The 25,190-nt window shown below is 67.1% G+C and carries 21 protein-coding genes; 11 read left to right on the top strand and 10 right to left on the bottom strand.

The window, feature by feature from the left end; all coding sequences use genetic code 11:
* Positions 1-73: 73 nt before the first annotated feature.
* The 4 genes from adiC (at position 74) to LMF57_RS12005 (ending at position 5,209) form a co-directional block, all read left to right on the top strand.
* The gene (adiC, locus tag LMF57_RS12020) at positions 74-1,426 is read left to right on the top strand and encodes an arginine/agmatine antiporter (RefSeq protein ID WP_117310694.1); all 1,353 of its coding nucleotides are present in this window, start codon (positions 74-76) and stop codon (positions 1,424-1,426) included.
* A 20-nt stretch (positions 1,427-1,446) separates the two neighbouring features.
* Positions 1,447-3,735 (top strand): Orn/Lys/Arg decarboxylase N-terminal domain-containing protein, encoded by a 2,289-nt coding sequence (locus LMF57_RS12015; RefSeq protein WP_229289939.1) that lies wholly within the window; start codon positions 1,447-1,449, stop codon positions 3,733-3,735.
* Positions 3,736-3,763: 28 nt separating this feature from the next.
* Positions 3,764-4,666, top strand: a complete 903-nt coding sequence (locus LMF57_RS12010) for a cation diffusion facilitator family transporter (protein ID WP_229289938.1) — start codon at positions 3,764-3,766, stop codon at positions 4,664-4,666.
* Positions 4,667-4,774: 108 nt separating this feature from the next.
* Positions 4,775-5,209, top strand: coding sequence for a RidA family protein (locus LMF57_RS12005; RefSeq protein ID WP_025879232.1), 435 nt, complete (start codon positions 4,775-4,777; stop codon positions 5,207-5,209).
* Positions 5,210-5,294: 85 nt separating this feature from the next.
* Here the strand turns inward: LMF57_RS12005 and LMF57_RS12000 are convergent, their stop codons facing one another.
* Genes LMF57_RS12000 through LMF57_RS11990 form a run of 3 tightly spaced genes read right to left on the bottom strand, consistent with a single transcriptional unit; the run spans position 5,295 to position 6,987 of the window.
* Complete coding sequence (locus LMF57_RS12000; RefSeq protein WP_093819170.1) at positions 5,295-5,519, bottom strand: hypothetical protein; 225 nt, start codon at positions 5,517-5,519, stop codon at positions 5,295-5,297.
* Entirely contained in the window at positions 5,504-6,217 is a 714-nt protein-coding gene (locus LMF57_RS11995) for a glutamine amidotransferase (protein WP_229289937.1), read from the bottom strand. Before LMF57_RS11995 ends, LMF57_RS12000 begins: the two co-directional genes overlap by 16 nt.
* Positions 6,214-6,987 carry a YggS family pyridoxal phosphate-dependent enzyme gene (locus LMF57_RS11990; RefSeq protein ID WP_229289936.1) on the bottom strand — a complete coding sequence of 258 codons (774 nt, stop codon included), beginning with the start codon at positions 6,985-6,987 and terminating at the stop codon, positions 6,214-6,216. The genes LMF57_RS11995 and LMF57_RS11990 overlap by 4 nt, the downstream gene beginning before the upstream one ends.
* Before the next feature lie 75 nt (positions 6,988-7,062).
* Between LMF57_RS11990 and ptsJ the strand changes: the two genes are divergently transcribed.
* Complete coding sequence (gene ptsJ / locus LMF57_RS11985) at positions 7,063-8,346, top strand: transcriptional regulator PtsJ (RefSeq protein WP_117310690.1); 1,284 nt, start codon at positions 7,063-7,065, stop codon at positions 8,344-8,346.
* A gap of 10 nt (positions 8,347-8,356) precedes the next feature.
* On the opposite strand, the gene LMF57_RS11980 is transcribed toward ptsJ, so the two are convergent.
* From LMF57_RS11980 to imuA, 4 genes are all read right to left on the bottom strand, one after another.
* Positions 8,357-8,863 (bottom strand): hypothetical protein, encoded by a 507-nt coding sequence (locus LMF57_RS11980; protein ID WP_025879224.1) that lies wholly within the window; start codon positions 8,861-8,863, stop codon positions 8,357-8,359.
* An 82-nt stretch (positions 8,864-8,945) separates the two neighbouring features.
* On the bottom strand, positions 8,946-12,056 hold the full coding sequence (locus LMF57_RS11975) for an error-prone DNA polymerase (protein WP_229289935.1): 3,111 nt from the start codon (positions 12,054-12,056) through the stop codon (positions 8,946-8,948).
* A gap of 5 nt (positions 12,057-12,061) precedes the next feature.
* Positions 12,062-13,471, bottom strand: a complete 1,410-nt coding sequence (locus LMF57_RS11970; RefSeq protein WP_229289934.1) for a DNA polymerase Y family protein — start codon at positions 13,469-13,471, stop codon at positions 12,062-12,064.
* A gap of 9 nt (positions 13,472-13,480) precedes the next feature.
* On the bottom strand, positions 13,481-14,095 hold the full coding sequence (gene imuA / locus LMF57_RS11965; protein ID WP_025879221.1) for a translesion DNA synthesis-associated protein ImuA: 615 nt from the start codon (positions 14,093-14,095) through the stop codon (positions 13,481-13,483).
* A gap of 388 nt (positions 14,096-14,483) precedes the next feature.
* Here imuA and LMF57_RS11960 point away from each other — a divergent pair, with 388 nt between their 5' ends.
* Both LMF57_RS11960 and LMF57_RS11955 read left to right on the top strand, forming a co-directional pair.
* Positions 14,484-14,831: a hypothetical protein gene (locus tag LMF57_RS11960; protein ID WP_229289933.1), complete on the top strand. Its 348-nt coding sequence runs from the start codon at positions 14,484-14,486 to the stop codon at positions 14,829-14,831.
* Positions 14,812-15,372 (top strand): sterol desaturase family protein, encoded by a 561-nt coding sequence (locus LMF57_RS11955; protein ID WP_229289932.1) that lies wholly within the window; start codon positions 14,812-14,814, stop codon positions 15,370-15,372. The genes LMF57_RS11960 and LMF57_RS11955 overlap by 20 nt, the downstream gene beginning before the upstream one ends.
* Before the next feature lie 8 nt (positions 15,373-15,380).
* Here LMF57_RS11955 and LMF57_RS11950 read toward each other — a convergent pair whose 3' ends face one another.
* The gene (locus LMF57_RS11950) at positions 15,381-16,085 is read right to left on the bottom strand and encodes a helix-turn-helix transcriptional regulator (RefSeq protein ID WP_324255940.1); all 705 of its coding nucleotides are present in this window, start codon (positions 16,083-16,085) and stop codon (positions 15,381-15,383) included.
* 345 nt (positions 16,086-16,430) lie between these two features.
* Positions 16,431-16,865 (bottom strand): glyoxalase/bleomycin resistance/dioxygenase family protein, encoded by a 435-nt coding sequence (locus tag LMF57_RS11945; protein WP_025878496.1) that lies wholly within the window; start codon positions 16,863-16,865, stop codon positions 16,431-16,433.
* Between the two features lie 336 nt (positions 16,866-17,201).
* Between LMF57_RS11945 and LMF57_RS11940 the strand changes: the two genes are divergently transcribed.
* The gene (locus LMF57_RS11940; protein WP_229289930.1) at positions 17,202-19,997 is read left to right on the top strand and encodes a glycoside hydrolase family 3 C-terminal domain-containing protein; all 2,796 of its coding nucleotides are present in this window, start codon (positions 17,202-17,204) and stop codon (positions 19,995-19,997) included.
* 147 nt (positions 19,998-20,144) lie between these two features.
* Here the strand turns inward: LMF57_RS11940 and LMF57_RS11935 are convergent, their stop codons facing one another.
* Positions 20,145-21,050 (bottom strand): LysR family transcriptional regulator, encoded by a 906-nt coding sequence (locus tag LMF57_RS11935; RefSeq protein WP_117310684.1) that lies wholly within the window; start codon positions 21,048-21,050, stop codon positions 20,145-20,147.
* 104 nt (positions 21,051-21,154) lie between these two features.
* On the opposite strand from LMF57_RS11935, the gene LMF57_RS11930 reads away from it, so the two are divergent.
* The 3 genes from LMF57_RS11930 to LMF57_RS11920 all read left to right on the top strand — a co-directional run bounded on the left by LMF57_RS11930 (position 21,155) and on the right by LMF57_RS11920 (position 25,012).
* Positions 21,155-22,513 carry an MFS transporter gene (locus LMF57_RS11930; RefSeq protein ID WP_229289929.1) on the top strand — a complete coding sequence of 453 codons (1,359 nt, stop codon included), beginning with the start codon at positions 21,155-21,157 and terminating at the stop codon, positions 22,511-22,513.
* The gene (locus LMF57_RS11925) at positions 22,513-22,899 is read left to right on the top strand and encodes a DUF4440 domain-containing protein (RefSeq protein WP_229289928.1); all 387 of its coding nucleotides are present in this window, start codon (positions 22,513-22,515) and stop codon (positions 22,897-22,899) included. The genes LMF57_RS11930 and LMF57_RS11925 overlap by 1 nt, the downstream gene beginning before the upstream one ends.
* A gap of 202 nt (positions 22,900-23,101) precedes the next feature.
* The gene (locus LMF57_RS11920; protein WP_229289927.1) at positions 23,102-25,012 is read left to right on the top strand and encodes a CocE/NonD family hydrolase; all 1,911 of its coding nucleotides are present in this window, start codon (positions 23,102-23,104) and stop codon (positions 25,010-25,012) included.
* Positions 25,013-25,190 lie beyond the last annotated feature (178 nt).

Genomic DNA, 25,190 nt, shown 5'->3' with positions numbered 1-25,190 from the left:
AGCGGCAGTACGCCAGCGCAGCCATTCCCCACGCCCGGATTCACCGGGCCCATGCCAGGTTCAGGAGATCGTCATGGCAGAAGCAAAGAAAATCGGGGTGGTCGGAGCCACCTTCCTCGTCGCCGGCAACATGATGGGCTCAGGGGTGTTCCTGCTGCCCTCCAGCCTGGCCAAGATCGGTACCGCCTCGATATGGGGGTGGCTGATCACCACGGCCGGTGCGCTGCTGCTGGCCTTCGTGTTCGCCAAGCTCGGCAAGCTGGCGCCCAAAGCGGGCGGCCCGTATGCGTATGCGCGCGATTGGTTCGGCCCGTACATGGGCTTTCAGACCAATACCATCTACTGGTTCGCCAACTGGATTGGCAACGTCGCCATTCCCATCGCGGCGGTGGGCTACTTCAGCTACTTCTTCCCGATCCTGTCCGAGCCGCTGGTGCGTTGCATCGCGGTGCTGATCCTGGTGTGGGCGCTGAGCTTTGCCAACGTGATCGGCCCGGCATTCGTCAGCCGCGTGCAGACGGTCACCACCAGTTTCGCGCTGGTGCCGATCCTGGGTATCGCCATCTTCGGCTGGTTCTTCTTCGATGCCGACATCTTCAAGGGCGCCTACAACGTCTCCGGCGAGTCGAACTTCGGTGCCATCTCCAGTGCGGCGGCGCTGACCCTGTGGGCCTTCATCGGCGTCGAGTCGGCCTCGGTCACGGCCGGCGTGGTTGAAAACCCGGAGAAGAACGTGGCCCGCGCCACCCTGGCCGGTGTGTTCCTGGCCGCCATCGCCTACATCGCCAGCTCGTCGGTGATCATGGGCATGGTGCCCAACAGCGAGCTGCAGGTGTCTGACGCGCCGTTCGCACTGGCGGCGGCCAAGGCCGTCGGTGGCTGGGGTGGTGCGCTGGTCAGCCTGTGCGCCTTCATCGGCGCCGCAGGTTCGCTGGGCGGCTGGATCCTGCTGACCGCGCAGAGCGCCAAGGCGGCCTCCGATGATGGCCTGTTCCCGAGCATCTTCAGCAAGACCAACAAGGACGACGTGCCGGTCAAGGGCGTGCTGATCGTGGCCGTGCTGATGACCCTGGCGGTGCTGGTGACCTCCACCTCGAAGACCGCCTCGGCCCAGTTCGACGTGATCACTTCGGCGGCGGTCGTGCTGACGCTGCTGCCGTACATCTATTCATGCGTGGCCTGTTACTTCGTGGTGGAGCGGTCGCACACGCTGGTGCATACCGGTGCGTTCTGGACCCTGACCAGCCTGACGGTCGTGTACTGCCTGTGGGCGATCTACGGCTCGTCGGGAACGATCGTGCAGTACGCCTTCCTGTTCGTGCTGTTCATCACCGTGTTCTATCCCTTCTTCAGCGAGGAGCGTCGCCAGCAGCGGCAGCGTTCCCGCGAGGCGGCGGCAATTTCGTCCGGCGCCCAGCGTTCCTGAGTCAGACAAGGAGAATCAACGTGTATTTCAAGTCCCTGGATTATCCGGTCATCGTCATTGACGGTGACTACGACTCACCGCGCATCGGCGGCATCCTCATCCGTGCGCTGGTGGAAGAGCTGCGCAGCAATGACCAGCGCGTGCTGTGCGGCCTGAACCTGGACGATGCCCGTGCCGGCGCCCGTACCTATGTGGCCGCTTCGGCGGTGCTGATCTCGATCGACGGCAGCGAGGAGGTCGATGGCGAGTTCCAGCGCCTGACCGCCTTCCTTCGCGAGCAGAGTGCGCGCCGCGCCAACCTGCCGGTGTTCCTGTACGGCGAGCGCCGCACCATCGAGAAGGTGCCGAGCAAGCTGCTCAAGTACATCCACGGCTTCATCTTCCTGTTCGAAGACACCAAGAGCTTCATCTCGCGCCAGGTGATGCGTGGGGCCGAAGACTACATGCAGAACCTGCTGCCACCGTTCTTCAAGGCGCTGATCCACCACGCGGCCGAGTCGAACTATTCCTGGCATACGCCGGGCCATGCCGGCGGCGTGGCGTTCACCAAGTCACCGGTCGGGCGCGCCTTCCACCAGTTCTATGGTGAGAACACGCTGCGCAGCGATCTGTCGATTTCGGTGCCGGAGCTGGGCTCGCTGCTGGACCACACCGGCCCGATCAAGGAGGCCGAGGACGAGGCCGCGCGCAACTTCGGCGCCGACCACACCTTCTTCGTCACCAACGGTACGTCAACGGCCAACAAGATCGTGTGGCATGGCACCGTGGCCCGTGGCGACGTGGTGTTCGTCGACCGCAACTGCCACAAGTCGCTGCTGCATTCGCTGATCATGACCGGCGCGGTGCCGGTGTATTTCACGCCCAGCCGCAATGCGCACGGCATCATCGGCCCGATCAGCCTGGATCAGTTCACCCCGGAAGCCCTGCAGCAGAGCATCGCGGCCAATCCGCTGGCCAGCCAGGCCTACCAGGCCGGTTCCAAGCCGCGTATCGCGGTGGTGACCAACTCGACCTACGACGGCCTGTGCTACAACGCCGAGAAAATCGCCGAGGAGATCGGCAGCGCGGTCGATTTTCTGCATTTCGATGAGGCCTGGTACGCCTATGCCGCGTTCCATCCGTTCTACGAGAACCACTATGGCATGGCCAAGGGCAAGCCGCGCGAGCAGGACGCGATCATCTTCACCACTCATTCCACGCACAAGCTGTTGGCCGCGTTCTCGCAGGCCTCGATGATCCACGTGCGCAATTCGGCCAGCCGCGACCTGGACGCCGAACGCTTCAACGAATCGTTCATGATGCACACCTCGACCAGCCCGCATTACGGCGTGATCGCGGCGTGTGATGTTGCCTCGAAGATGATGGAAGGGGATGCGGGGCGTTCGCTGGTGCAGGAAATGCATGACGAGGCGATCGCCTTCCGCCGGGCGATGCTGCACGTACGCGACGATCTGGGCCGCGACGACTGGTGGTTCAGCGTGTGGCAACCGACAAAGGTCGAGCGCAGCCTGGACAAGGGCGATACACCGGCGCCGCTGGTCGCCAAGCGCGAGGAGTGGTACCTGCAGCCCGATGCGCATTGGCACGGGTTCGAGAACCTGGTCGATGACTATGTGCTGATCGATCCGATCAAGGTGACCCTGTTGACGCCGGGCCTGTCGATGGACGGCAGCATGGGCAAGCTGGGCATCCCGGCTGCGGTGCTGAGCAAGTTCCTGTGGGGCCGCGGCATCACCGTGGAGAAGACCAACCTGTATTCGGTGCTGTTCCTGTTCTCGATGGGCATCACCAAGGGCAAGTGGAGCACGCTGGTTACCGAGCTGATGGCGTTCAAGGAACTGTACGACCGCAACGCGCCGCTGACCCAGGCGCTGCCGTCGCTGGCCGCCGACTATCCCCATGCCTATGCCGGCTGGGGCCTGCGTGACCTGTGCGACGCATTGCATGCGTTCAACCAGGAGTTCGCGGTGGCCAAGGTGATGCGTGAGATGTACGTGGACCTGCCGACGCCGGTGATGACCCCGGCCGATGCCTACAACCACCTGGTGAAGGGCGAGATCGAGCGGGTCGACATCGAGCAGATCAGCGGCCGCATCGCTGCGACGATGCTGGTGCCGTATCCGCCGGGCATCCCGACGATCATGCCGGGCGAGCGCTTCGGCGACCGCGACGAACCGATCATCCAGTCGCTGCGCATCGCCCGCGAGCAGAACGCGCGCTTCCCGGGCTTCGAGTCGGACGTCCATGGCCTTATCATCGAGCGCGATGGCGACGTGCCGTCCTACAAGGTGGAGGTGCTGAAGGCCTGAGCCGGTACGGTCGGCCCTTCGGCGGACGATGGATACCGCGCGCGAGCAACGCATCCTGAAGTTCTCGATCGGGGTCACCGTGGCGGTCAGCGCGGTTGGCTTCATCGGTGGCCTGCTGGTGGGATCGCAGGCCATCCTGTTCGACGGCATCTACAGCCTGGTCGACGTAGCCCTGACCCTGGTGTCGTTGTCGGTGCTGCGGCTGGTGGCGCGGGAGCACAGCCCGCGCTTCCAGTACGGTTATTGGCACCTGGAGCCGATGGTCGAGGCGCTGGGCGGAGTGATCCTGTCGCTGGCCTGCGTCTACGCACTGGCCAACGCGGTGATCGGCTTGACCACCGGCGGGCACGAAGTGAAGTTCGGGCCGGCGCTGTGGTGGGCGGCGCTGCTGAGTGCCAGCAACCTGGGCATGGCCGCGTTCGTGGCCCAGCGTGCCCGCAGGCTGCAGTCGGCATTGCTGTGGCTGGATGTACGTGGCTGGCTGCTGGGGGGCTTGATGAGCCTGGCGGTGGTGCTGGCCTTCATCCTGGCGCTGGTGCTGCATGGTGGCCAGTGGCACCACTGGGTGCCCTATCTGGATTCGATCGTACTGGCGTTGATCAGCCTGGCGGTGTTGCCAGTGCCGGCGCGCAGTGCGTGGAGGGCCATGCGTGAAGTGCTGCAGGTGGCACCCGATGACCTGGACGAGCGCGTGCAGCAGGTGATGCAGGCATTCGTGGCCGAGCATGGCTATGCCGGCTTCACCAGCCATGTAGCGAAGATGGGGCGGATGCGCTTCATCGAGATCCACATCCTGACGTCGCCGTCGACGCCGCTTGGCACGGTGGGTGAGGTGGATGCGATGCGCGATGAGATAGCAGTGCGGTTGGATGCGCGAAGCAGCACGTTCTGGCTGACGATCGATTTCACCGCGGATCCGGCGTGGACCTGATCCTGCCGATCGTTGCGTGCGTTGGACCGCTCTGTTGCATGCAATTGGTTTGACCTCAACAGCAGTTGATGTCGCAGACTGCATCGCATTCCCCACGAGGCATGCGGTATGAACCTGCTGACCACCCCGGACTTCAGCCATGGCCTGCTGGATCTGTTCGATCCGCCCGGCCTGCACGATCCCAGTGCCAACGGATACTCGCATGTGGCGGTGGTGCGACTGCCAGCGCGTGTTATCCATATCGCCGGACAGGGAGGCGAGGACGACCAGGGAAGCCTGTCGCCGAGCTTCGAGGAGCAGGTGTCGCAGGCACTGGACAATCTGCAGACCGCGCTGCGGTCGGCGCATGCGGATCTGGCCGATGTTGCACGACTGCGGATCCTGGTGGTCGACCACGACGAGGATCGCCTGGGCATCATCGCCCGCCAGGTGCGGCGACGTTGGGCCAATCGCGCAGCGCCGACCTGCACGTTGATTCCGGTGCCGCGGCTGGCGTTGGACGGTATGCTGTTCGAGATCGAGGCAGAGGCCTACAGCGCTTAGCGCAGGTAGTACTCCACCGGTACTACCCATTCCTGCGGCGCCTCCGCCAGCGCACTGCGGCGATGGAGGCTTCGCCCCTGCAGGGTCAGAAATCGCGGTACTGGATCTGCGCAGCCAGCACGCGCAGGCCATCGGCAGTGCTGGAGAGGATGCGTTCCTCGCCGATGCCCTTCTGCCTTTGCAGGGTGAAGCCTTCGGCGGCGGGCAGGCGTGCGGCGATGGCATCGATGCGTTGCAGCGCATTGGGACCGTCACAGTCGAAATGGCCCCAATGGATGCCGTTGTGCTGGATGGTCAGGCGGTAGTGCATGGGCGGGTCTCCGGCAGGTTGTGCAGCCACTGTTGGAACATCGCGGTCGCCGAAGCGGCGAGAGGCCCGCCGTAGCGGCGGGCCTGCGCGCGCAGGTCGATGGGATCGATGCCGGCCGCGGCCAGTTCCAGCGCGTGGCCGATCAGCCAGCGCTCGAACTGGCGCGCATCCAGTTCGGGATGGCATTGCAGGGCGAGGGCATGGTGGCCGATGGCGAAGGCCTGGTGGCGACAGGCGGGCGTACTGGCGAGGCGGCGTGCGCCCTCCGGCAGTTCGAAGGCTTCACCATGCCAGTGCAGCACCGGGATGCCCTGTAATGCCTGCAAAGGCGAGCGCTGGCCTTCATCGGTGAGCAGCAGCGGTGCGAAACCAATTTCCTTGCCGCCGGTGGGAGCAACGACAGCATGCAGTGCGCGCGCCATCAACTGGGCGCCCAGGCAGATGCCAAGCGTCGGCCGCTGTTGCTGCAGGCGACGCTGCAGCAACGCGATGCTGTCGGCGAGGAACGGGTAGGCCGCTCCATCGTTGACGCTGATCGGGCCACCCAGCACCACCAGCAGATCGGCATCTTCGGCAGCATCGAGTGTATCCACGCCTGCCTGCACGACCTTGACCTGCCATCCCTGTGCGAGCAGCAGCGGATGCAGGGTGCCGAGATCTTCAAAGGCCACGTGCTGCAGGGCAACGGCGCGCTTCATGCCGGTGCTCCCGGGGTGGGCCAGTAGAAGCTGTCGGGCGTGGAGCGTGCACCGAAGATCGCCTGGCCAACGCGGACGACGGTGGCACCTTCCTCGATGGCGACTTCAAAATCACCGGACATGCCCATCGACAGCTGCGACAGGTCCAGGCCCGCCGGCGCCGCCTGCTGCAGCTGGTCGCGCAGCTCGCGCAGGCGCACGAAGCAGGCGCGTACGCGTTCCACCTCGGGGGTGAAGATGGCGAGGGTCATCAGGCCACGCACGCGCAGGCGGTCGAAGGCGGGCAGCTGCTGCACGAAGTCGGCCACCGCCGCCGGCTCCAGGCCGTATTTGCTGGGCTCGGCCGAGGTGTTGACCTGTACGAACACATCCAGCGCGCGGTCCTCCAGCAGCAACCGCTGTTGCAGTGCTTCGGCCACGCGCAGACTGTCCAGCGCCTGGAACTCGCTGGCGAAGCGTGCAACGTAGCGGGCCTTGTTGGTCTGCAGGTGGCCAATGACCGACCAGTGCACGTCAAGGTCGACCATTGCTTCGGCCTTGTGCTGCGCTTCCTGCACCTTGTTTTCCCCCAGCTCATGGCAGCCGGCGGCCACGGCCATGCGGATGCGTGCTTCATCGACGGTCTTGCTGACCGGCAGCAGGCGCACGCTGGCCGGATCACGACCGGCGCGGGCACAAGCGCTGGCGATGCGCTGGCGCACGGTGGTGAGGTTGGCGGCGATCTGTTCGACGGACTGGGCGACGGGCCAGTCGGCGGGGGCGAGGGACATCGGGCACCTCCGGTGCGGGGAGGCCAGGGTGGGATACACTGGCACAGGACAAGAGATAGTTTGGCATAGGACAAAATGAAAATCACCGGGAACAGCGCCGAAGCGATCTTCGACAGCATCCGCGAGGGCATCGGTAGCGGCCATCTGGCGGCCGGCAGCGTGCTGCCGCCGGTGCGGGATCTGGCCGATCGACTGGGGGTCAACCGCAATACCGTAGCCGCTGCCTACAAGCGGCTGGACGCGGCGGGCCTGGCCAGTACGGCGGGACGTCGCGGCACTGTGGTGCGCGGCCTGCCGGCGACGATGGCGCGCGAGGGCAGTGCACCGGGATTGGCCCTGCACGATCTGGCCGGCGGCAATCCGGATCCGCGCTGCCTGCCCAGCCTGCGCGTGGCTGCGACGTCCTCGCGCCTGTATGGGGTGGAGACGGTTGATCCACGCATGCAACGCCTGGCACGGGCCTCGCTGGATGCCGATTGCCCGCCGGGCTATGCGCTGGAACTGAGCCACGGCGCGGTCGATGGCATCGAGCGCCTGCTGTCGGCGTGGCTGCTGCCGGGGGACCGCATCGCGGTGGAGGATCCCTGTTTCCTGGGCAGCCTCAATGTCCTCGGTGCGGCTGGACACGTGCCGTTGCCGGTGGCGGTGGATACGCACGGCATGCAGGTGGAATCACTACGGCAGGCGTTGGATGCGGGTGCACGCGCGGTGCTGCTGACCCCACGCGCGCACAATCCCACCGGTGCCAGCCTGGATGCGAAGCGTGCGCGTGCGCTACGCCAGTTGCTGGCCGGCTATCCGCAGGTGGCGGTGCTGATCGACGATCACTACGCGCTGCTCTCGCAGCAGAGCTATCACTCGGTGCTGCCGATGGACGGTCGGCGTTGGGCGCTGCTGCGTTCGTTGTCCAAGGCATTGGGCCCGGACCTGCGCGTGGCCTGGTTGGCCTGCGATGGGCAGACCGCGGTGCGCCTGCGCCTGCGCCTGGCGGCGGGCACCGGCTGGGTCAGCCATCTGCTGCAGGATGCAGCCAGTTCGGTATTGGAGTCGGCGCAGCAACGGGCGAAGGTGGCTGCCGCCGGTGAGCGCTACCAGCAGCGGCTGCAGGGTCTGCAGGCCCTGCTGCAGGCGCGCGGGCTGCCGACACCGATGCCGATGGAAGGCTTGAATCTGTGGCTGCCACTGCCGGCCGACAGCACGCCGCAGGTGCTGGCACTGGCGGGGCGTGGCTGGCATGTGCGTGGGGGTGAAGTCTTTGCGGTGTCTGCACCGGCGCATGGGTTGCGCATCACCTGTGCGGCACTCGGCCCGCCGCAGCAACGTCGGTTGGCCGATGACCTGGCGGCGGTGATGCGCTGAGCGTGCGCGCTCAGGGCGCAGCGCTGGCGCCGGGGCGCACGTAGTAGGACTGGCCGCTGTCGTCGAGGAACACCAGCTCCGGCTTGCCCTGCCAGGAACTCAGCATGGCGCCGGTGTTGTTCTGGTGCTTGACCATCAGGCTGGCGCCGCGGTCCGGATTTGCGACCACCTTGAAGACTTCGGTGGTGCCGGTGGCATCGTCAAGGGTCAGCAGGGCTTCGCCACCCCGGTCGCTGGTGCCGTAGCCGCCGCGCTCGGAGCCATCGGGGCCGAGCAGGATCAGGCCGGACAGGGCGGTGGCACGTGGCCCCTGCGGGCGGCCCCGGCTGAGGGGGTCGGGAACCGGGGCGCCGAGGATGACCCGCGGCTGGCCGCTGGCGTCGTGGATGATCAGGCCGCGCGCTTCGATCACGCGGTGCGGTGACTGGCTGCGATGCAGGTTCCAGGCGGTCCAGCCGGAAACGAGCAACGCGAGCATGGCGACCACCAGGGTGGTCAGGGTCAGGGCACGAGCCATTGTGTATTCCTTCCTTGGACGTGGCCGACGATAGCGGAATCCGGTCGGCCGTGGCCAGTTCGGTGTGTGACGGTGTGTATCGTCAATGGAAGTCGCGGCTGTGGCTGCGCAGTCCCTGCAGCAGTTCGTCCAGGCAGTGCATGCGCTGCACGATCACATGCTGAACGCCATCCACGCGTTCCAGCCGGCCGTCGATCTGCATCAGCTGCGTATCTACCAGGACGTGGTGCTGGCGGTCGGCCAGATGTCGCCAGACTACGGCGTTGACCATGCCGGTTTCATCTTCCAGGGTAAGGAAGGTGACACCGCTGGCGGTCTGCGGGCGCTGGCGCATGCGTACCAGGCCGGCGATGCGTACGCGCCGGCCATGACCATGGTTGGCCAGCTGCGCGGCATCCAGGCAGCCACGGGTTCGCAGCTGCGCACGCAGGAACGACATCGGATGGCGGCCGAGGGTGGTGCCGGTGCTGCGGTAATCGGCCTGCATGTCTTCCCAGGTGCTGGGCAGGGGCAAGGCCACGCGCGCTTCGGCGGTGGCCCGGGCCTGGTCGAACAACGGCAGGCGGTTCTCCACGCCGGAGATATCCCAGCGTGCGCGGTGGCGATGGCCGCTGAGGCCGCGCAGGGCGCCGGCATCGGCGAGCAGGCCCTGCTGGCGGCGATCCAGTGCGGTGCGCTGGCAGAGATCGCCGACATCGTCGAAGGGGCGCCGTGCGCGTTCACGCATGATGATCTGCGCGGCCGGTTCGCTGCAGCCATCGACCAGGCGCAGGCCGAGCCGGATTGCCGCCGCGCCCTTGCTGAAATCCAACGTGCAATCCCAGTCGCTGTGGCGCACGTCCACCGGCAGTACCGTGATGCCATGCCGGCGCGCATCCTGCAGCAGCTGGTCGGGGCTGTAGAAGCCCAGTGGCTGGCTGTTGATCAGGCTGGCGGTGAATGCAGCCGGGTGGTGGCACTTCAGCCAGCAGCTGGCATAGGTGAGCAGGGCGAAGCTGGCCGCGTGGCTTTCCGGGAAACCGTAATCGCCGAAGCCCTTGATCTGCTCGAACAGGTGCTCGCCATATTCCAGACTGAAGCCGTTTTTCAACATGCCCGTCAGCAGCTTTTCGCGGTGCGGTTCCAGGCCGCCACGACGCTTCCAGGCGGCCATCGAACGGCGCAGTGCATCGGCTTCGCCTGCGGTGTAGTTGGCCGCATCTACCGCCAGCTGCATCACCTGCTCCTGGAACAAGGGCACGCCCAGAGTGCGCGCGAACACGCGGTCGAGCTGGGGGGGATAGAGTGGGTTGTCCGGATCGTTCAACGCATCCGGGCCTTGTTCACGCAGGATCCGCCGACGTTCCAGGTAGGGATGGACCATGTCGCCCTGGATCGGGCCAGGGCGCACGATCGCCACCTCGATCACCAGGTCATAGAAATTACGCGGCTGCATGCGTGGCAGCATCGCCATCTGCGCGCGCGACTCGATCTGGAACACGCCGATGGTGTCGGCGGCGCAGATCATGTCGTAGGTTGGCTTGTCATCGTCCTTGATTGCATCCATGCGTCCTTCGTGCAGGCCGTGCTGCTGCAGCATCGCCAGGCATTTGCGGATGGCGGTGAGCATGCCCAGTGCCAGGCAGTCGACCTTCATCAGGCCGGTGGCGTCCAGGTCGTCCTTGTCCCACTGGATGACGGTGCGGTCGGCCATCGCCGCGTTCTCCACCGGCACCAGCGTCGACAGCGGATGCTCGGAAATCACGAAGCCGCCCGGATGCTGCGACAGATGGCGCGGAAAATCGATCAGCTCGGCGGTCAATGCCAGCAACCGGCGCATCAACGGTGTTTCCGGGTCGAAGCCGCGCTCGCGCAGGGTTTCCGGCAACGGAATGTTGCCGCCCCAATGGTCCATCGCCGCGCCCAGCTCGTTGACCTGGTCCATCGGTAGGCCCAGCGCGCGGGCGACATCGCGGATCGCGCTGCGGCCACGGTAGCTGATCGCCACCGCCGTCAGCGCGGCACGCTCGCGGCCATAGCGGTTGAACACGTACTGCAGCACTTCCTCGCGGCGCTCGTGCTCGAAGTCGATGTCGATGTCCGGTGGTTCATCACGCTCGGCGGAGATGAAGCGCTCGAACAGCAGGTTGCTGCGCGCCGGGTCGATCTCGGTTACACCCAGCACGAAACACACCGTTGAATTGGCGGCCGAGCCACGGCCCTGGCAAAGAATGTTCTGCTCGCGGGCGAAGCGCACGATGTCCTGTACGGTGAGAAAATAGGAGGCGTAGTTCTTCTTTGCGATCAGGTCCAGCTCGTGTTCGATCTGTTTGCGCTGGGCTTCCTTGATGCCCTCCGGCCAGCGCCAGGGAATATTCTTCTCGACCAGGGCGCGCAGCCAACTGTCCGGGTCGTGGCCTTCGGGCACCAGTTCGCGCGGGTAGGTGTATTTCAGCTGGTCCAGGGAGAAGTGACAGCGTTCGGCGATGCGCAGGGTTTCTGCCAGCAGCTCGGGCGGATACAGCTGGGCCAGTGCAGTGCGTGGGCGCAGATGACGCTCGCCGTTGGCAAACAGGCGCCAGCCAGCCTCGGCCACGCTGCAGCGGTGGCGGATCGCGGTCAGCGTGTCCTGCAAGGCACGACGCCGGCGCACGTGCATGTGCACGTCGCCACTGGCGACCAGCGGCAACTGGTGGCGCTCGCCGAAGGCCTGCAGCTGCTGCAGCCGGCGCGTATCATCGTGTTCGTGATGCAGCTCCACCGCCAGCCACAGGCGCTGCGGAAAACAACGGCGCAGCAGTTCCAGTTCGGTGGCCGCCGGTTGCCGGTCCAGCCACAGGCACAGCAGGCCCTCGGGCAGTCCCAGCAGATCCTCGCGCAGGCAGCGGTATCCGCCCTTGGCTGCCCGCCGGCGGCAGGTGGTGATCAGCTGGCACAGCCCGGCGTAAGCGGACTGGTTGGTGCACAGCAGGGCCAGCTTGGGCCCGTCTTCAACCTGGAACTCGGCACCGACGATCAGCGCCACGCCGTGTGTCTTCGCCGCCTGCCATGCGCGCACGATGCCAGCCAGCGAGCATTCGTCGGTGATGGCCAACGCGCGGTAACCCTGGCCGGCGGCGCGTGCGAACAGTTCCTCGGCGGTGGACGCGCCACGCTGGAAGCTGAAGGCCGACAGGCAGTGCAGTTCGGCGTATCCGGGCAGATCGGTGTGCATGGGGCTCAACCGAACCAGCCGTGCAGCATCCACGGCGCATGCGGATCATTGCGCGTGCGGAAGGCCCAGCCCCGCTGGCCCTGCGCGGTTTCCACCACGTAATAGTCGCGGCGTGCATCGGCCTGGTCCCACCAGCCTGATTCGATCCGTTCCGGCCCGGCGACGATGCGCAGGCGCGGATCGCGCAGCGGCTGTGGCGTCTCCAGCAGCCAGCCGGGGCGCAGCGGCCACCAAGCGGGTGGCTTGGCCGGTGGCTGGGTGCCACTGGCGCGTTCGGGGCGGTGGTCGGCCTGCACGGCCAGTGGCTGCACGGCGTCATCGCCGAGGCGGGCACGCAGGCGCTCGCGCAGCTGGGTCCATGGCATCGCCTGCGCCGGGCGGGTATCGAACAGGTCACGTGCGGCCGGTACGAACGGCGGCAGCTGCTCGGCCTGCAGGCGCAACGCACGGCTGCCGGCGGGCAGGGCGAAGGCTTCCATGCGGTTGCGTGCGATCTCGAACAGCAGCGCCGCATCGCGTTCGGGGGCCAGCAGGCCGACGGTCAGCACGCTGGCCGGCAGCAGGTCGTGCTCGAAATGCAGGTCGAAGCGCTGCACGCCGCCATCGCGCGAACACAGGAATGCGGCCAGGTCCAGCAGCAGGCGGCGCAGCGGGAACAGCAGGGCCTGGCTGGATTCGATCTCGTATTCGAATTCGATGCGGGCATCGAACCGGTCCGGCGGCTGGTAATAGCGCAGCGGCGCGTTGCCCAAACCGCGCACGGCATCCAGCTGCTGCAGTACCTCGGGGGCGAAGCGGCGGGCCAGGCTTTCGCGCGGCAGGTCGAAGGCCGCCCCCAGCGTGCGCAGGCCGGAGCGTGCCAGCACGGTCACTGCATCAACGGGCAGGCCACTACGCGCCAGCGGCAGCTGTGCCAGTGCGGCGGGCAGCTGCTGCGCATCGATGCCAAGGCCATCGTGCACATTGGCCAGCACGCGCGCGGCATGCGGGTTGGGGGCAGCGACCAGGCGATGGCGGAAGCCCAGGTCGTGCAGGCCGTTGCGCAGGCGTTGTTCGATCGTCAGCCAATCGCCGAACAGGGCACGGCTGGCACCGATCTCCAGCACCAGCGCATGCGGAAAATCAAGGCTGACCAGCGAACTGGTGGCATACAGCCAACTGGCCAGCAACTGCCGGGTGTGCTGTTCGGCGCTGGGATCGTAGTCGTGCAGCTGCAGGTCCTGCACCAGCACCTGCGCGGCCGACAGCAGCATGCCCGGGCGCAGCCCCGCTGCCCGCGCGGCAGGGCTGACCGCACGCAGCACACGACGCTGCGCCGGCCCCTGCAGCAGTACCAGTGGCCGCTGTGGATCGGGCTGCAGGCGCAGCACGCTGTCCAGCGCCAGCTGCGGCAACAACAGGCAGGCCCAGTGCATGGCGCGGCCTCAGTGGGCGATGGCCAGCGGCAACGGCTGCGCTGGTGGCAGCCCGCCGCGGCACTTCAGCACCCGCACCTGGCCATGGTCGAGCTGCAGGCGCAGGCTGGCCGGGGAGGGGTTGCGGGCGGCGCGGGCCTCGCGGAACACGAAACCCAGACACTGGCCGCTGTCGGCGGCAACCTGCAGGCGGCGCAGGGCACGATCGTCGGCCTGCTGCGGCCAGCACAGCACGGCGGCGCAGGCGGCAGAGCGCAGGCACTGCTCGGCCGCCCACAGCGCCTGCTTCGGTGCGGCGTGGATGATCTGCAGCTGGGCCAGATCGAGCCCGGCGGCGGCCCATGCCGGGGCGTGCGGGCGATAGGGTGGGGCGACCAGCACGATCGGCCGTGGGTGCTGGCTCAGCTTTGCCAGCGCCGGCCAGACCAGGGCCAGTTCACCGACTCCGGGTGCGGCCTGCAGTACTTCGCACAGCCCGCTGGCTGGCCAGCCACCGCCGGGCAGGCGCGCGTCCAGCGCCGGGTGGCCACTGGCCAGATGGTCGCTGGCCTGCCCCTGGCGTGCCGGCCCGCGCCAGACCTGGCGGCCGTCCAGCAGGCGGTCGAGGGCGACGACGGCGCCCATCAGCCGGTCCTCCGGGGGAGGCGCCGGGCTGGCGGGAAGCGGCAGAAGTGGGCGGAAACGGCAGGCATGGAGCGAGTATCGACAGGCCGATATCAGGGGCTGAGACCGGACATGCTACTCGGCTTGTGAGTAATATTACTAATGAAATCGGAGGGCGGGGTTTCAGCTTGCTGAAGGAGGTAAAGCATCCACGCATGGCGTGGATCTACTGGCGAACGGGGGCCTGGATGCGGGAAAGCCGGCCTTCGCGCAGTAGATCCACGCCAGACGTGGATCGCCCACCAAGGTGGGCATTCAACGTGAGCGGACGCGGGGTTGCGCTGTTTGTTCAAGCCTGCAGCCCGCATGCCGCGCCAGCATGCAGGCCCCTCACTGTTCAGAGCCAGCCATGAAGCACTGGATGCTCCGCCTGTATGCCCCGTTGTTCCTGCTGGGTTTTGTTGCCGCTGCCATCGCCTGGGTCGGCCACTCCCACGGTGACCCGCTGTGGCTGCTTGCCTTGCTGGCTGTGGCCATCGCGGTGTCGTTCGCTGCCGAACGGCTGTGGCCGTACGATCCGGCGTTCAACCTCGACCAGGGTGACCGCCTGCGCGACGTCCTGCATGCGCTGGTCAATGAAAGCCTGAACCTGCTGTCGATCGCCACGGTGCCGATGCTGGCGGCAATCGTGCCCTGGCACGTCTGGCCGGCAGTGGCCATTCGCGCTGCAGGTGCTGGTGGCGATCATCGCGGCTGACCTTGGCATCACCCTGGTGCACTACGCCAGCCATCGCATCGGCTGGTTGTGGCGGCTGCATGCGGTGCATCACAGCGTGACCCGCATGTATGGCTTCAATGGGTTGATGAAACACCCACTGCACCAGGCCGCCGAAGCGGTGGGCGGCGTACTGCCGCTGCTGCTGTTGGGCATGCCGATGCCGGTGGCCGCGGTGCTGGCGTTCGCCATCGCGATCCAGCTGCTGCTGCAGCATTCCAACGTGGACATGCGCCCGGGTGTGTTGGGCCGGGTGATGGCATGGGCACCGCTGCACCGCTTCCACCACATCCGCTATGGCACTGCAGGTGATGTCAATTTCGGTTTGTTCTTCACCGTGTGGGACCACCTGCTGGGGACCGCGTTTGATGCACCGGGCTATCGGTTGCGGCAGCGCGATCTGGGCATCGGCAGCCAGCCGGACTATCCGCAGGCGTATTCCGCACAACTGCTGGCCCCCTTCCGTGCGCTGCCCCATGGCGAGGTGCCGGAACTTCCGGAAGGACTGCGCAGGCGCGGGTGATCGATGCGTCAGGCCGCGTGCAGCTGCAGGCCCTGCAGTTGCGCGGCACCGATGCCGAACATGCGGCGCAGGCTGCGCGAGAGGTGGGGAAGATCGGCGAAACCGGCGGCATGCGCGCTGTCGGTCAGGCTGTGCCCGCGCAGATGATGCGCCAGCGCACTGCGCAGCCGTTGCAACAGCACCCAGCCGCGCAGGGTCACTGCCAGCTCGGACTGGAAGCGCCGATGCAGCTGGCTGGTCGACAGATGCGCGGCCTTGGCGATATCGGCGGCCGGCACCGGGCCGGGCAGGTGCTGGGTGACGCGGGCCAGCGCCGCCTGCACCCGGCGGTCCAAGGGCTGCGGGCGGCTCAGTCGCGGCAGCCACTCGTGCAGCTGCGCGGCATTGCCAGGCAACGACTGCAGATGCTGCTGGATCTGTTCGAGGTCGGCATGTGCCGGTTCGAGGAACACCGTGCAGCCGTCAGCGGGCGCCGACAGGATCGCGTGCGATTGGAAGGAGCGCAGCCACAGCCGTTGGCCCTGCTGCTGCACGCCATCGATCTCGACCTGCCAAGGGTCGCCCTCGCTCAGCAGCAGCTGATGGGCGTAGTGCGCATGCGCGGCGCTGTCACCGGCGTGGCCCTGCAGCACGGCCACGTGTGCATCCAGCAGCAGGGTGCCATTCCAGGGTAGAGCGAGGGAGGACATGGAGGAATTGTAGATCCACGCCATGCGTGGATGACCTATGCCGCAAAGGTTCATGGGAAAAACATCCACGCATGGCGTGGATCTACTGCGCGCCGGAAATCTGTCGAAGGCGGGGTGGGGCCGGTTGCGGGGGCGTGAGCGCCATGGGCCCGAGGCATGCCTCGGGCGGGTTGGGCAGGATGCCCAACCCCGGTCTTGCCGTGTGCGCAGGACAGCGCACACGAGCAAGCGGCGATCGAGGCTACATGGACGTACTTGCGCCGTCCCCCGCAACCGGACCCATCCCGCCTACCAATAGGAGCCCAGCTTTTGCTTCTGCTGTTGCATTGGCCGTTGCCTCTGCGGGTGCCGGGCGCAGCCCCCGCCACCTCACCGCCCCTGCGGGTCCGGCCGGTGGTGCACGTACTCGACCACGGTGCCATCGGGATGCACCGCATTGAACGCCGCACCGGTTGGTACCACCTGCAGCGGAAAGATGATCTCGGCGCCGGCGGCCACCAGCTTGTCGTGATAAGGCCGAACGTCGTCGACCAGCAACGTGCCCGTGGTTGACGTGAACGGCGCCAGCGCCTCGTCGCAGCCTTCGATCAGCAGGAACGCACCGACCATCGCCAGCCGCAGGCCCGCATCGGGAAACGGAAAGCCGGCATCGGCGACCACGCCCTGCAGCTGCTCGTAGAAGGCCACGCTGCGTTCCAGTTCGCCGGGGGCGACGAACACCCGGATCAGCACGCGCGGGCTGCGCTGGCTGGAGGTGTCACAGCGGTCGCGCCAGAGATGGTCGAAGTCGCGATGTACGGTCATGGGCTCGATTCGTCGCCGGGGAGAACCATTATCGGCAGCGCCGTGCAGCCCGTTGATGACCGCCGGTGATGGGCTGATAACCAGTCCGCACAACGCGCCTGTGACTTAGGTCCTGTTGACAGCGATGAACGCCCTCGCACACTCTTCACATGATGGGTCGCCCTGCGCGGCCCGGACAGGCAGGTTGTCACGCACGGGAGGAGGGTCCCGCGCGCAGACCGGCCCGTCCTCTGGCCTGCAAGGCGTTGCCCGGCAACGCATGCGCGGCATGACGCTGCACCCTTCGGCGGCACTTTCCCTGGACCGATTGCCTTGGCAACGGAATTACGCCCGCCGATGAAAACGTTTACAAAGCCGCTCGCCCTGTCCCTGGCCCTGTCTGCCGCACTGGCCACCCCGGCCTGGGCCGACTCCGCCGCCTTCACCGTGCTGACGCTGGAACAGGCGCCGACCGCGGACGCGATGCCGGCCCTGGCTGCCCAGTTGAAGACCCTGCAGGTGGATGCGGTCAGCGTTCGCCAGGTACAGCGCGGCATCGGCCAGGTCGATCCGCTGCAGCTGCTGGCCGATGGCCTGGGCTACCAGTACCGCTTCATCGCCGCCGGCAAGGATGACGGCCAGACCCAGCACGGCCAGGCCGTGTTGACCCGGCTGCCGATCGCCGCCGAATCCGGCCCCGACCAGCCGGGCCTGAACTACCTGCGCCTGGATGACGGCCGCCATGCGGTGGCGGTGTACACCGACGCTGGCGCCGGTGCTTCCCAGTTGCCGGCACTGGTGTCGCGTTCGCGACTGGGCGCGCCGGCGGTGCTGCTCGGCGCGGTGGCCGGTGAATCGGCCAAAGCGGCCGGCTTCGATCCGGCACGCGTGGCCCTGGAGGCCGATGCCAGCTATTTCAGCGATGGCTTCCAGGCCGCCAGCAGTGCGCCGTTCAAGGTTGAAGGCAGCGCGCTGCGTGCAACCCTGCTGACCCTGGCCTATGCGGCTGACAAGGGCGGCGAGCAGCCGTGGATGGATACCACGCTCACCGCCGATGTGCGCGCTGCGCTGCTGCTGAAGGCGATGACCGAGGACGAGAAGTTCCAGATGCTGCACAGCTACTTCGGGCTGGGCAAGGACGGTGGCAAGCTGCCGGAAGGTGCGGTGGGTTCGGCCGGTTTCGTGCCGGGCGTAGCGCGCTTGGGCATTCCGTCGCAGCAGTCGGCCGACGCCGGCGTGGGCGTGACCAATCCCGGTGGCATCCGCCCGGGCGATTTCGCCACCGCCATGCCGTCGGGCCCGTCCACGGCGTCCACCTGGAACCGCGGTGTTGCCTTTGCCGGTGGTGCGACGATGGGTCGCGAAGCCTGGCAACAGCGCTTCAACATCCTGCTGTCCGGCAGCGTCAACCTGCAGCGTGACCCGCGTAATGGCCGCAACTTCGAATACGCTGGTGAAGACCCGCTGCTGGCCGGTTCGATGGTCGGCGCAGTGATCCAGGGCGTGCAGAGCCAGCACGTGATCTCCTCGATGAAGCACTTCGCGCTGAACGACATGGAGACCCGCCGCAACTTCCACGACGTGCGCATTGGCGAGCAGGCCATGCACGAGTCGGATCTGCTGGCGTTCGAGATCGCGCTGGAAGCTGGCCGCCCGGGCGTGGCGATGTGCTCGTACAACAAGATCAACGGTACCTACGGCTGCGAAAACGGCTACCTGATGAACCAGGTGCTGAAGCAGGAGTGGAAATTCCCCGGTTTCGTGATGTCCGACTGGGGCGGCGTGCACAGCGGTTCGAAGGCGGCGCTGGCCGGCCTGGACCAGCAGTCCGCCGGTGAAGTGTTCGATGCGGCGGTGTTCTTCGATGAGCCGCTGCGCCTGGCCGTGCACGGCGGCGTGGTACCGCAGGCGCGCCTGAACGACATGGTCGCGCGCATCCTGCGCACGATGTTCCTGCACGGCAATTTCGACAACCCGCCGCAGCACCAGAAGGTCGACGCTGAAGCCGGTTTCGCCGTGGCCCAGCGCACGGTGGAAGAAGGCAGCGTGCTGCTGCGCAATGAAGGCAGCCTGCTGCCGCTGGCCGACAGCGCCAAGCGCATCGTCATCATCGGTGGCCATGCCGACAAGGGCGTGATCGGTGGCGGTGGTTCGTCGATGGTGGGCGTCACGGCCAAGGGCACCAACGCGGTGCCGGGCGTGCTGCCGACCACCTGGCCGGGCCCGGTGATCTTCCATCCGTCCTCGCCGTTGGAATCGCTGCGTGCCGCGCGTCCGGACGCCACCATCACCTATGTTGACGGCACCAATGCCGCCGCTGCGGCCAAGGCTGCTGCACAGGCGGATGTGGCCATCGTGTTCGCCACCCAGTGGGCGGCCGAATCGGTGGACCTGCCGGACATGCAGCTGCCGGACAACCAGGATGCGTTGATTTCGGCGGTGGCCAAGGCCAACCCGAAGACCGTGCTGGTGCTGGAAACCAACGGCCCGGTGCGTACGCCGTGGCTGGCGCAGGTGCCGGCGGTGCTGCAGGCCTGGTACCCGGGTATCCGTGGCGGTGAAGGCATTGCCGCACTGCTGACCGGCCAGGCCAATCCGTCCGGCCGCCTGCCGGTGACCTGGGTGGTGGACGAATCGCAGTTGCCGCGCCCGCACATCGATGGCCTTGGCTTCAAGCCGGCCAAGCCGTTCGGCGATGTGTTCGATTTCGATATCGAAGGCGCCAACGTCGGCTACAAGTGGATGGCGGCCAAGGGCCTGACCCCGACCTTCGCCTTCGGCCACGGCCTGTCCTACACCTCGTTCGCCTATGAAAACCTGAAGGTGAGCGTGGAGGGTTCGCGCCTGGTTGCCAGCGTCGACATCCGCAACACCGGCAAGCGTGCCGGTGCCGACGTCGCCCAGCTGTACCTGAAGCTGCCGGCCGGCAGCGCCACGCCGATCCGCCTGATCGGCTACGACAAGGTCGAGCTGCAGCCGGGCGAACAGCGCCGCATCCGCATCGAAGCCGAACCGAAGACCCTGGCCCATTACGATGCGCAGGCACGCCAGTGGAAGATCGCCGGCGGCACCTACCAGGTGCAGTTGTCGCGCAACGCCGCCGAGCCGCTGCAGACGGTGGACGTGCAGCTGGTGGAGCAGGTGCTGCGCTGATCCGCTGCGGTACTGATGGTTGAAGACACGGCCCCGCAAGGGGCCGTGTCTGTTTACGGGGTGCCGCTGCGCTGGCCGGGCATGGCCCGGCGCCACCCGATTACGGGCATCCCGGTAGCGCCGGGCCATGCCCGGCGGGCGAAGGATTCAGCTGGCGTCGTCACCAAACCACCCGCGCAGGAAATCGATCAGCTGCCGCACCTTCGGCGAGGGCTGGCTGCTGTGCGGGTACACCGCGTACACGCTCTGCTGCGGGAAACGATGCTGGCGCAGCACCGGCCGCAGGCGGTCGTGGGCGAGATCTTCCTCGATCAGCCAGCGTGGCAGCACGGTCACTCCTGCACCGGCCACGGCGAACGCGCGCAGGCTGCTGGCCCCATCCACGCGTATCACCGCGTTGCCAGGGTTGGTGGCGAACAATGCATCGCTGCCATCCGGCGCGACCACTGGCACATCGGCCAGGCGCGGATAGCCGAGGCGGGGCAGGGTGCCCAGCAGTACCGGATCATCCACCGCCTCGGCGGACCCCAGGCGCGCCAGCAGTGCCGGAGCGGCGACCGCGCACAACGGGTGACGTTCCAGCTCGGTGGCATGCAGTTGCGAATCGGGCAGACGGCCGAGGCGGATCGCCAGGTCGAAGCGCTCGGGAATCAGGTCGGCCGGTGCCGGCGAGGTCGATAGATGCAGCACCAGCGCTGGATGCTGCGCGCGGAAGGCTTCCAGTGCTGGAATCAGCCGCAGCTGCGCGTACTCCGGGGTGGTGGTCAGGCGCAGTACGCCCTGCAGCTGGTGCTGGTCGCGGCGCGCGGCATCGATGGCGGCCTGCGCGGCATCCAGTGCCTGCACGCAGTGCTGCAGGAACTGTTCGCCGGCCTCGGTCAGCGCCAGGTGGCGGGTACTGCGCAGCAGCAGGGTTACCCCCAACTCCTGCTCCAGCCGCTTCAGGTTGAAGCTGACCACGGCCCGGCTCAGGCCCAGGCGCTCGGCGGCGGCGGTCAGGCTGCCGGCCTCGACCACGGCACGGAAGATATCGAAGCGATCGAGGCTGACCATGGTGGCTGATTGTCAAAACAGGTTTGACAGTGTTGCAGCTGCCGTCGTGTTTTTCCAACAACGCTGGTCCGCGATGCTGTCGCCTTCGCTGCTGGAGCCTGCTGATGCCTTCCCCACGCCTGCGCCATGAGGCGATCTTCCTGCTGGTATTCGCCCTGGACCTGGTCAACATGTTCATCGCCACCGTGGCCTACCCGGCGCTGGCGGCCGAGCTGCATGCGGACATCGGCACGCTGGCCTGGGTGGGCACGGCCTACATGCTGGGCCTGAGCGTGGTGATTCCGCTGGCCCCGTGGCTGGCCGCGCGCTGCGGCGAGCGTCGCCTGCTGCTGGCTGCCTTGTTGCTGTTCGCAGTGGCTGCGGGCCTGGCCGGCGCCGCGTCGTCCATCGGCTGGCTGCTGGGCTGGCGGCTGCTGCAGGGGTTGGCTGGCGGGCTGCTGATTCCGGTGGCGCAGGCGGCGGCGTACCGGCAGTGCACGCCTGAGCAACGCGGTGCGCTGACCCGGCGCATCCTGCTGGTGGCGTTGCTGGTGCCGGCACTGGCACCGGCTCTTGGCGGCCTGCTGGTGCAGTGGCTGTCCTGGCGCGGCGTGCTGTGGGCCAGCCTGCCGCTGGCAGTGCTGGCGATCGCCCTTGTGCTGGCGTGGATGCCGGCCGATGGCCTGCGCAGTGCGCCACGCCTTCAGGGCTATGCACTGGCCACCGCGATGTCTGCGCTGGGCGCGCTGCTGCTGGCATTGACCTGGCTGGGTGAGCCCGGCCATCGCTTCGCCGGCGCAGGGTTGCTGCTGCTGGCAGCAGTGCTGGCCGTCGCCCACCTGCGTAATGCACGCCGGCAGCCGCAGCCGCTGCTGCGCTGGTCGCTGCTGTCCCATCGAGGCCTGCGCATGGCGATGCTGGTCTATCTGGCGGTGCCGGGTGTGTTCATCGGCAGCCAGCTGGCCAGTACCCTGCAGTTGAACCACGCCGGTTACAGCGCCGCGCAGATCGGCGCCTTGATGTTGCCGTGGGCGCTGGCCTCGGCACTGGCAATCACCGGCAGCCGGCGATTGCTGGCGCGCTTCGGGCCGGGCGCGGTGCTGCGGCTGGGCATGGTCCTGCAGGCCAGCGGTCTGCTGCTGATGGCGCTGCAATCGCAGCCCCCCTTCGCGCTGGCCGCCATGCTGTTCGCCCTGATGGGCGCTGGCGGCAGCCTGTGCAGCAGCACCGCGCAGACGCTGGCGTTCAATGGTGTGGACGCCGAGGCGCTGGGCGATGCCAGTGCACTGTGGAACCTCAACCGCCAGCTCAGCTTCTGCCTGGGCACCGCCGCCATTGCTCTGCTGCTGGCCTTGGCCATGCAGTGGTGGCCGGCGCATGCCACCGGCGTGGCGCTGGGCCTGGCGGCCGTACTCACCCTGTTGCCGCTGGCGCTGCTGCGCCGGTCGCAGCTGCATTCCCTTTCCACTCCGGAGGCTGCTTGATGGACATGACCGCCGAACACGAAATCCACCTGCTGCACGACACGCTGCAGGCCTGGTTCCGCGCAGAGATCGAGGCCGATGCACTGGCTGATCTGATGGAACATTTCTGCGCGGACTTCAGCATGGTCGGCATCTCCGGTCGCAGGTTGGACCGCGCCGCCGTGCAGGCGCTGTTCGTGGGCGGACACGGCGCCCGGCCGGGACTGCGGATCGCCATCGAGGCCGTGCAGGCGGTGGAAGCGTCGTCGCCGCTGGCGGTGCTGCGTTATCGCGAGGGACATGCCGTGGGTGCGGGAGAAACCGCGTGGCGGGAATCGCTGGCAGTGCTGCGGCAGGAAGGAGGGCACTGGCGCTGGCTGGCCCTGCAGGAAGTACCGGTGGCGTGATGGATCCGCCGGGCATGGCCCGGCGCTACCGTGGTTGGCCGTGAACGGGTAGCACTGGGCCATGCGCGGTGAGCGCAGCGGCAGCAGACTGCACATGTGCCATCAGTCCTGCCTGTAAACGCCGCAGAATGCAAAGCAGGCACACGCTTTGCCGGGGGCTGTGGGAGTAGGCTGGGGCCTTTCCTGCCGGGAGGTGATGTCCATGCGTGTGCGTGCCGTTGCTGTTGCCGTAGCCCTGAGCCTGTCCAGCGCCGTGCTGGCCGCCGACACGCCGCCGATGACCCCGGACATCAGCGGAAAACCCTTCGTCGCCCCCGATGTGGGCCGCGACTATGACAAGCGCGTGGTGATGGTGCCGATGCGTGATGGCACCAAGCTGTACACGGTGATCGTGGTGCCCAAGGGCGCCCGCAATGCACCGATCCTGCTGACCCGCACACCGTACGACGCCGCCGGCCGCGCCAGCCGCAGCGATTCGCCGCGCATGCGCGATCTGCTGCCGCAGGGCGATGAAGTGTTCGTCGATGGCGGCTACATCCGCGTGTTCCAGGACATCCGTGGCAAGTACGGCTCCGAAGGCGATTACGTGATGACCCGGCCGCTGCGTGGGCCACTGAACGGTACCAAGGTCGATCATTCCACCGATGCGTGGGACACCATCGACTGGCTGGTCAAGCACCTGCCGGAAAGCAACGGCAAGGTCGGCATGCTCGGCTCGTCGTACGAAGGCTTCACCGTGGTGATGGCGCTGACCGATCCGCACCCTGCACTGAAGGTGGCCGCGCCGCAGAGCCCGATGGTCGATGGCTGGATGGGTGACGACTGGCTCAACTACGGCGCCTTCCGCCAGGTCAATTTCAACTACTTCGCGATGCAGACCGAGAAGCGGGGCAAGGGCACGCCGCTGCCGTCGCTGGGCTACGACGATTACAGCACTTTCCTGCGCATCGGCTCGGCCGGTGACTACGCCCGCTTCACCGGCGTGGACCAGCTGACCTGGTGGAAAAAGCTGGTACAGCACCCCGCTTACGATGCGTTCTGGCGGGGCCAGGCGCTGGATGCGGTGATGGCGAAGACGCCGCTGAAGGTGCCGACCATGTGGCTGCAGGGCCTGTGGGACCAGGAAGATATGTGGGGTGCCAACCACGCCTACCAGGCGATGGAAGGGCGCGATACCGGCAACACCCACAACTACCTGGTGATGGGCCCGTGGCGGCACAGCCAGGTGAACTATGACGGCAGCCAGCTTGGGGCGCTGAAATTCGATGGCGATACCGCGCTGCAGTTCCGTCGCGACGTGCTCAAGCCGTTTTTCGACCAGTACCTGGTGGATGGCGCGCCGAAGGCCGATACGCCACCAGTGCTGGTGTACAACACCGGTGAAAACCACTGGGACCGCCTGCAGGGCTGGCCGCGCAGCTGCGAGAAGGCGTGCGCGGCAAACAGCAAGCCGCTGTACCTGCGTGCCGGAGGCAAGCTGGCGTTCCAGGCGCCGGCGGCAGGCGAGGGCGACTTCGAGGAATACGTGTCCGATCCGTCCAAGCCGGTGCCATTCGTACCGCGTCCGGTGCGCTTTGGCGACCGCGACATGTGGACCACCTGGCTGGTCAAGGATCAGCGCTTCGTCGATGGCCGCCCCGACGTGCTGACCTTCATCACTGAGCCGTTGACCGCACCGCTGCGCATCGGAGGGACGCCGGTGGTGAACCTGCAGGCGTCCACCAGTGGCACCGACAGCGACTGGGTAGTGAAGCTGATCGACGTGTATCCCGACCAGGAAGCATCGACACCGGAGATGGGCGGCTATGAGCTGCCGGTGTCGCTGGCGATCTTCCGTGGCCGCTACCGCGAGAGCTTCAGCGACCCCAAGGCGCTCGCGGCCAACCAGGTGCTGCCGTACCGTTTCGACCTGCCCAATGCCAACCACACCTTCCAGAAGGGCCACCGGGTGATGGTGCAGGTGCAGTCCAGCCTGTTCCCGCTGTACGACCGCAACCCACAGACCTACGTGCCGAACATCTACCTGGCCAAGCCGGGTGACTACCAGAAGGCCACGCAGCGGGTATGGCACAGCGCCGCGCAGGCCAGTTACATCGAACTGCCGGTGTACTGAGACAGAGGGGATGACGCCGGGCACGGCGCGGCGCTACCCCGGTCGCGCGATGTCGGTAGCGCCGGGCGTGGTAGTGCCGGCCGCTGGCCGGCAACGCGGTGGCGCGAAAGCGTGTCGACCAAGGTCGACACCTACCGGGACAGATCGCCTGCAGGACCGATGTGGTAGTGCCGGCCGC

Source organism: Stenotrophomonas sp. SI-NJAU-1 (genome assembly GCF_020883215.1).
GTDB lineage: Bacteria > Pseudomonadota > Gammaproteobacteria > Xanthomonadales > Xanthomonadaceae > Stenotrophomonas > Stenotrophomonas indicatrix.
This window is presented reverse-complemented; position numbering and strand designations above follow the sequence as displayed.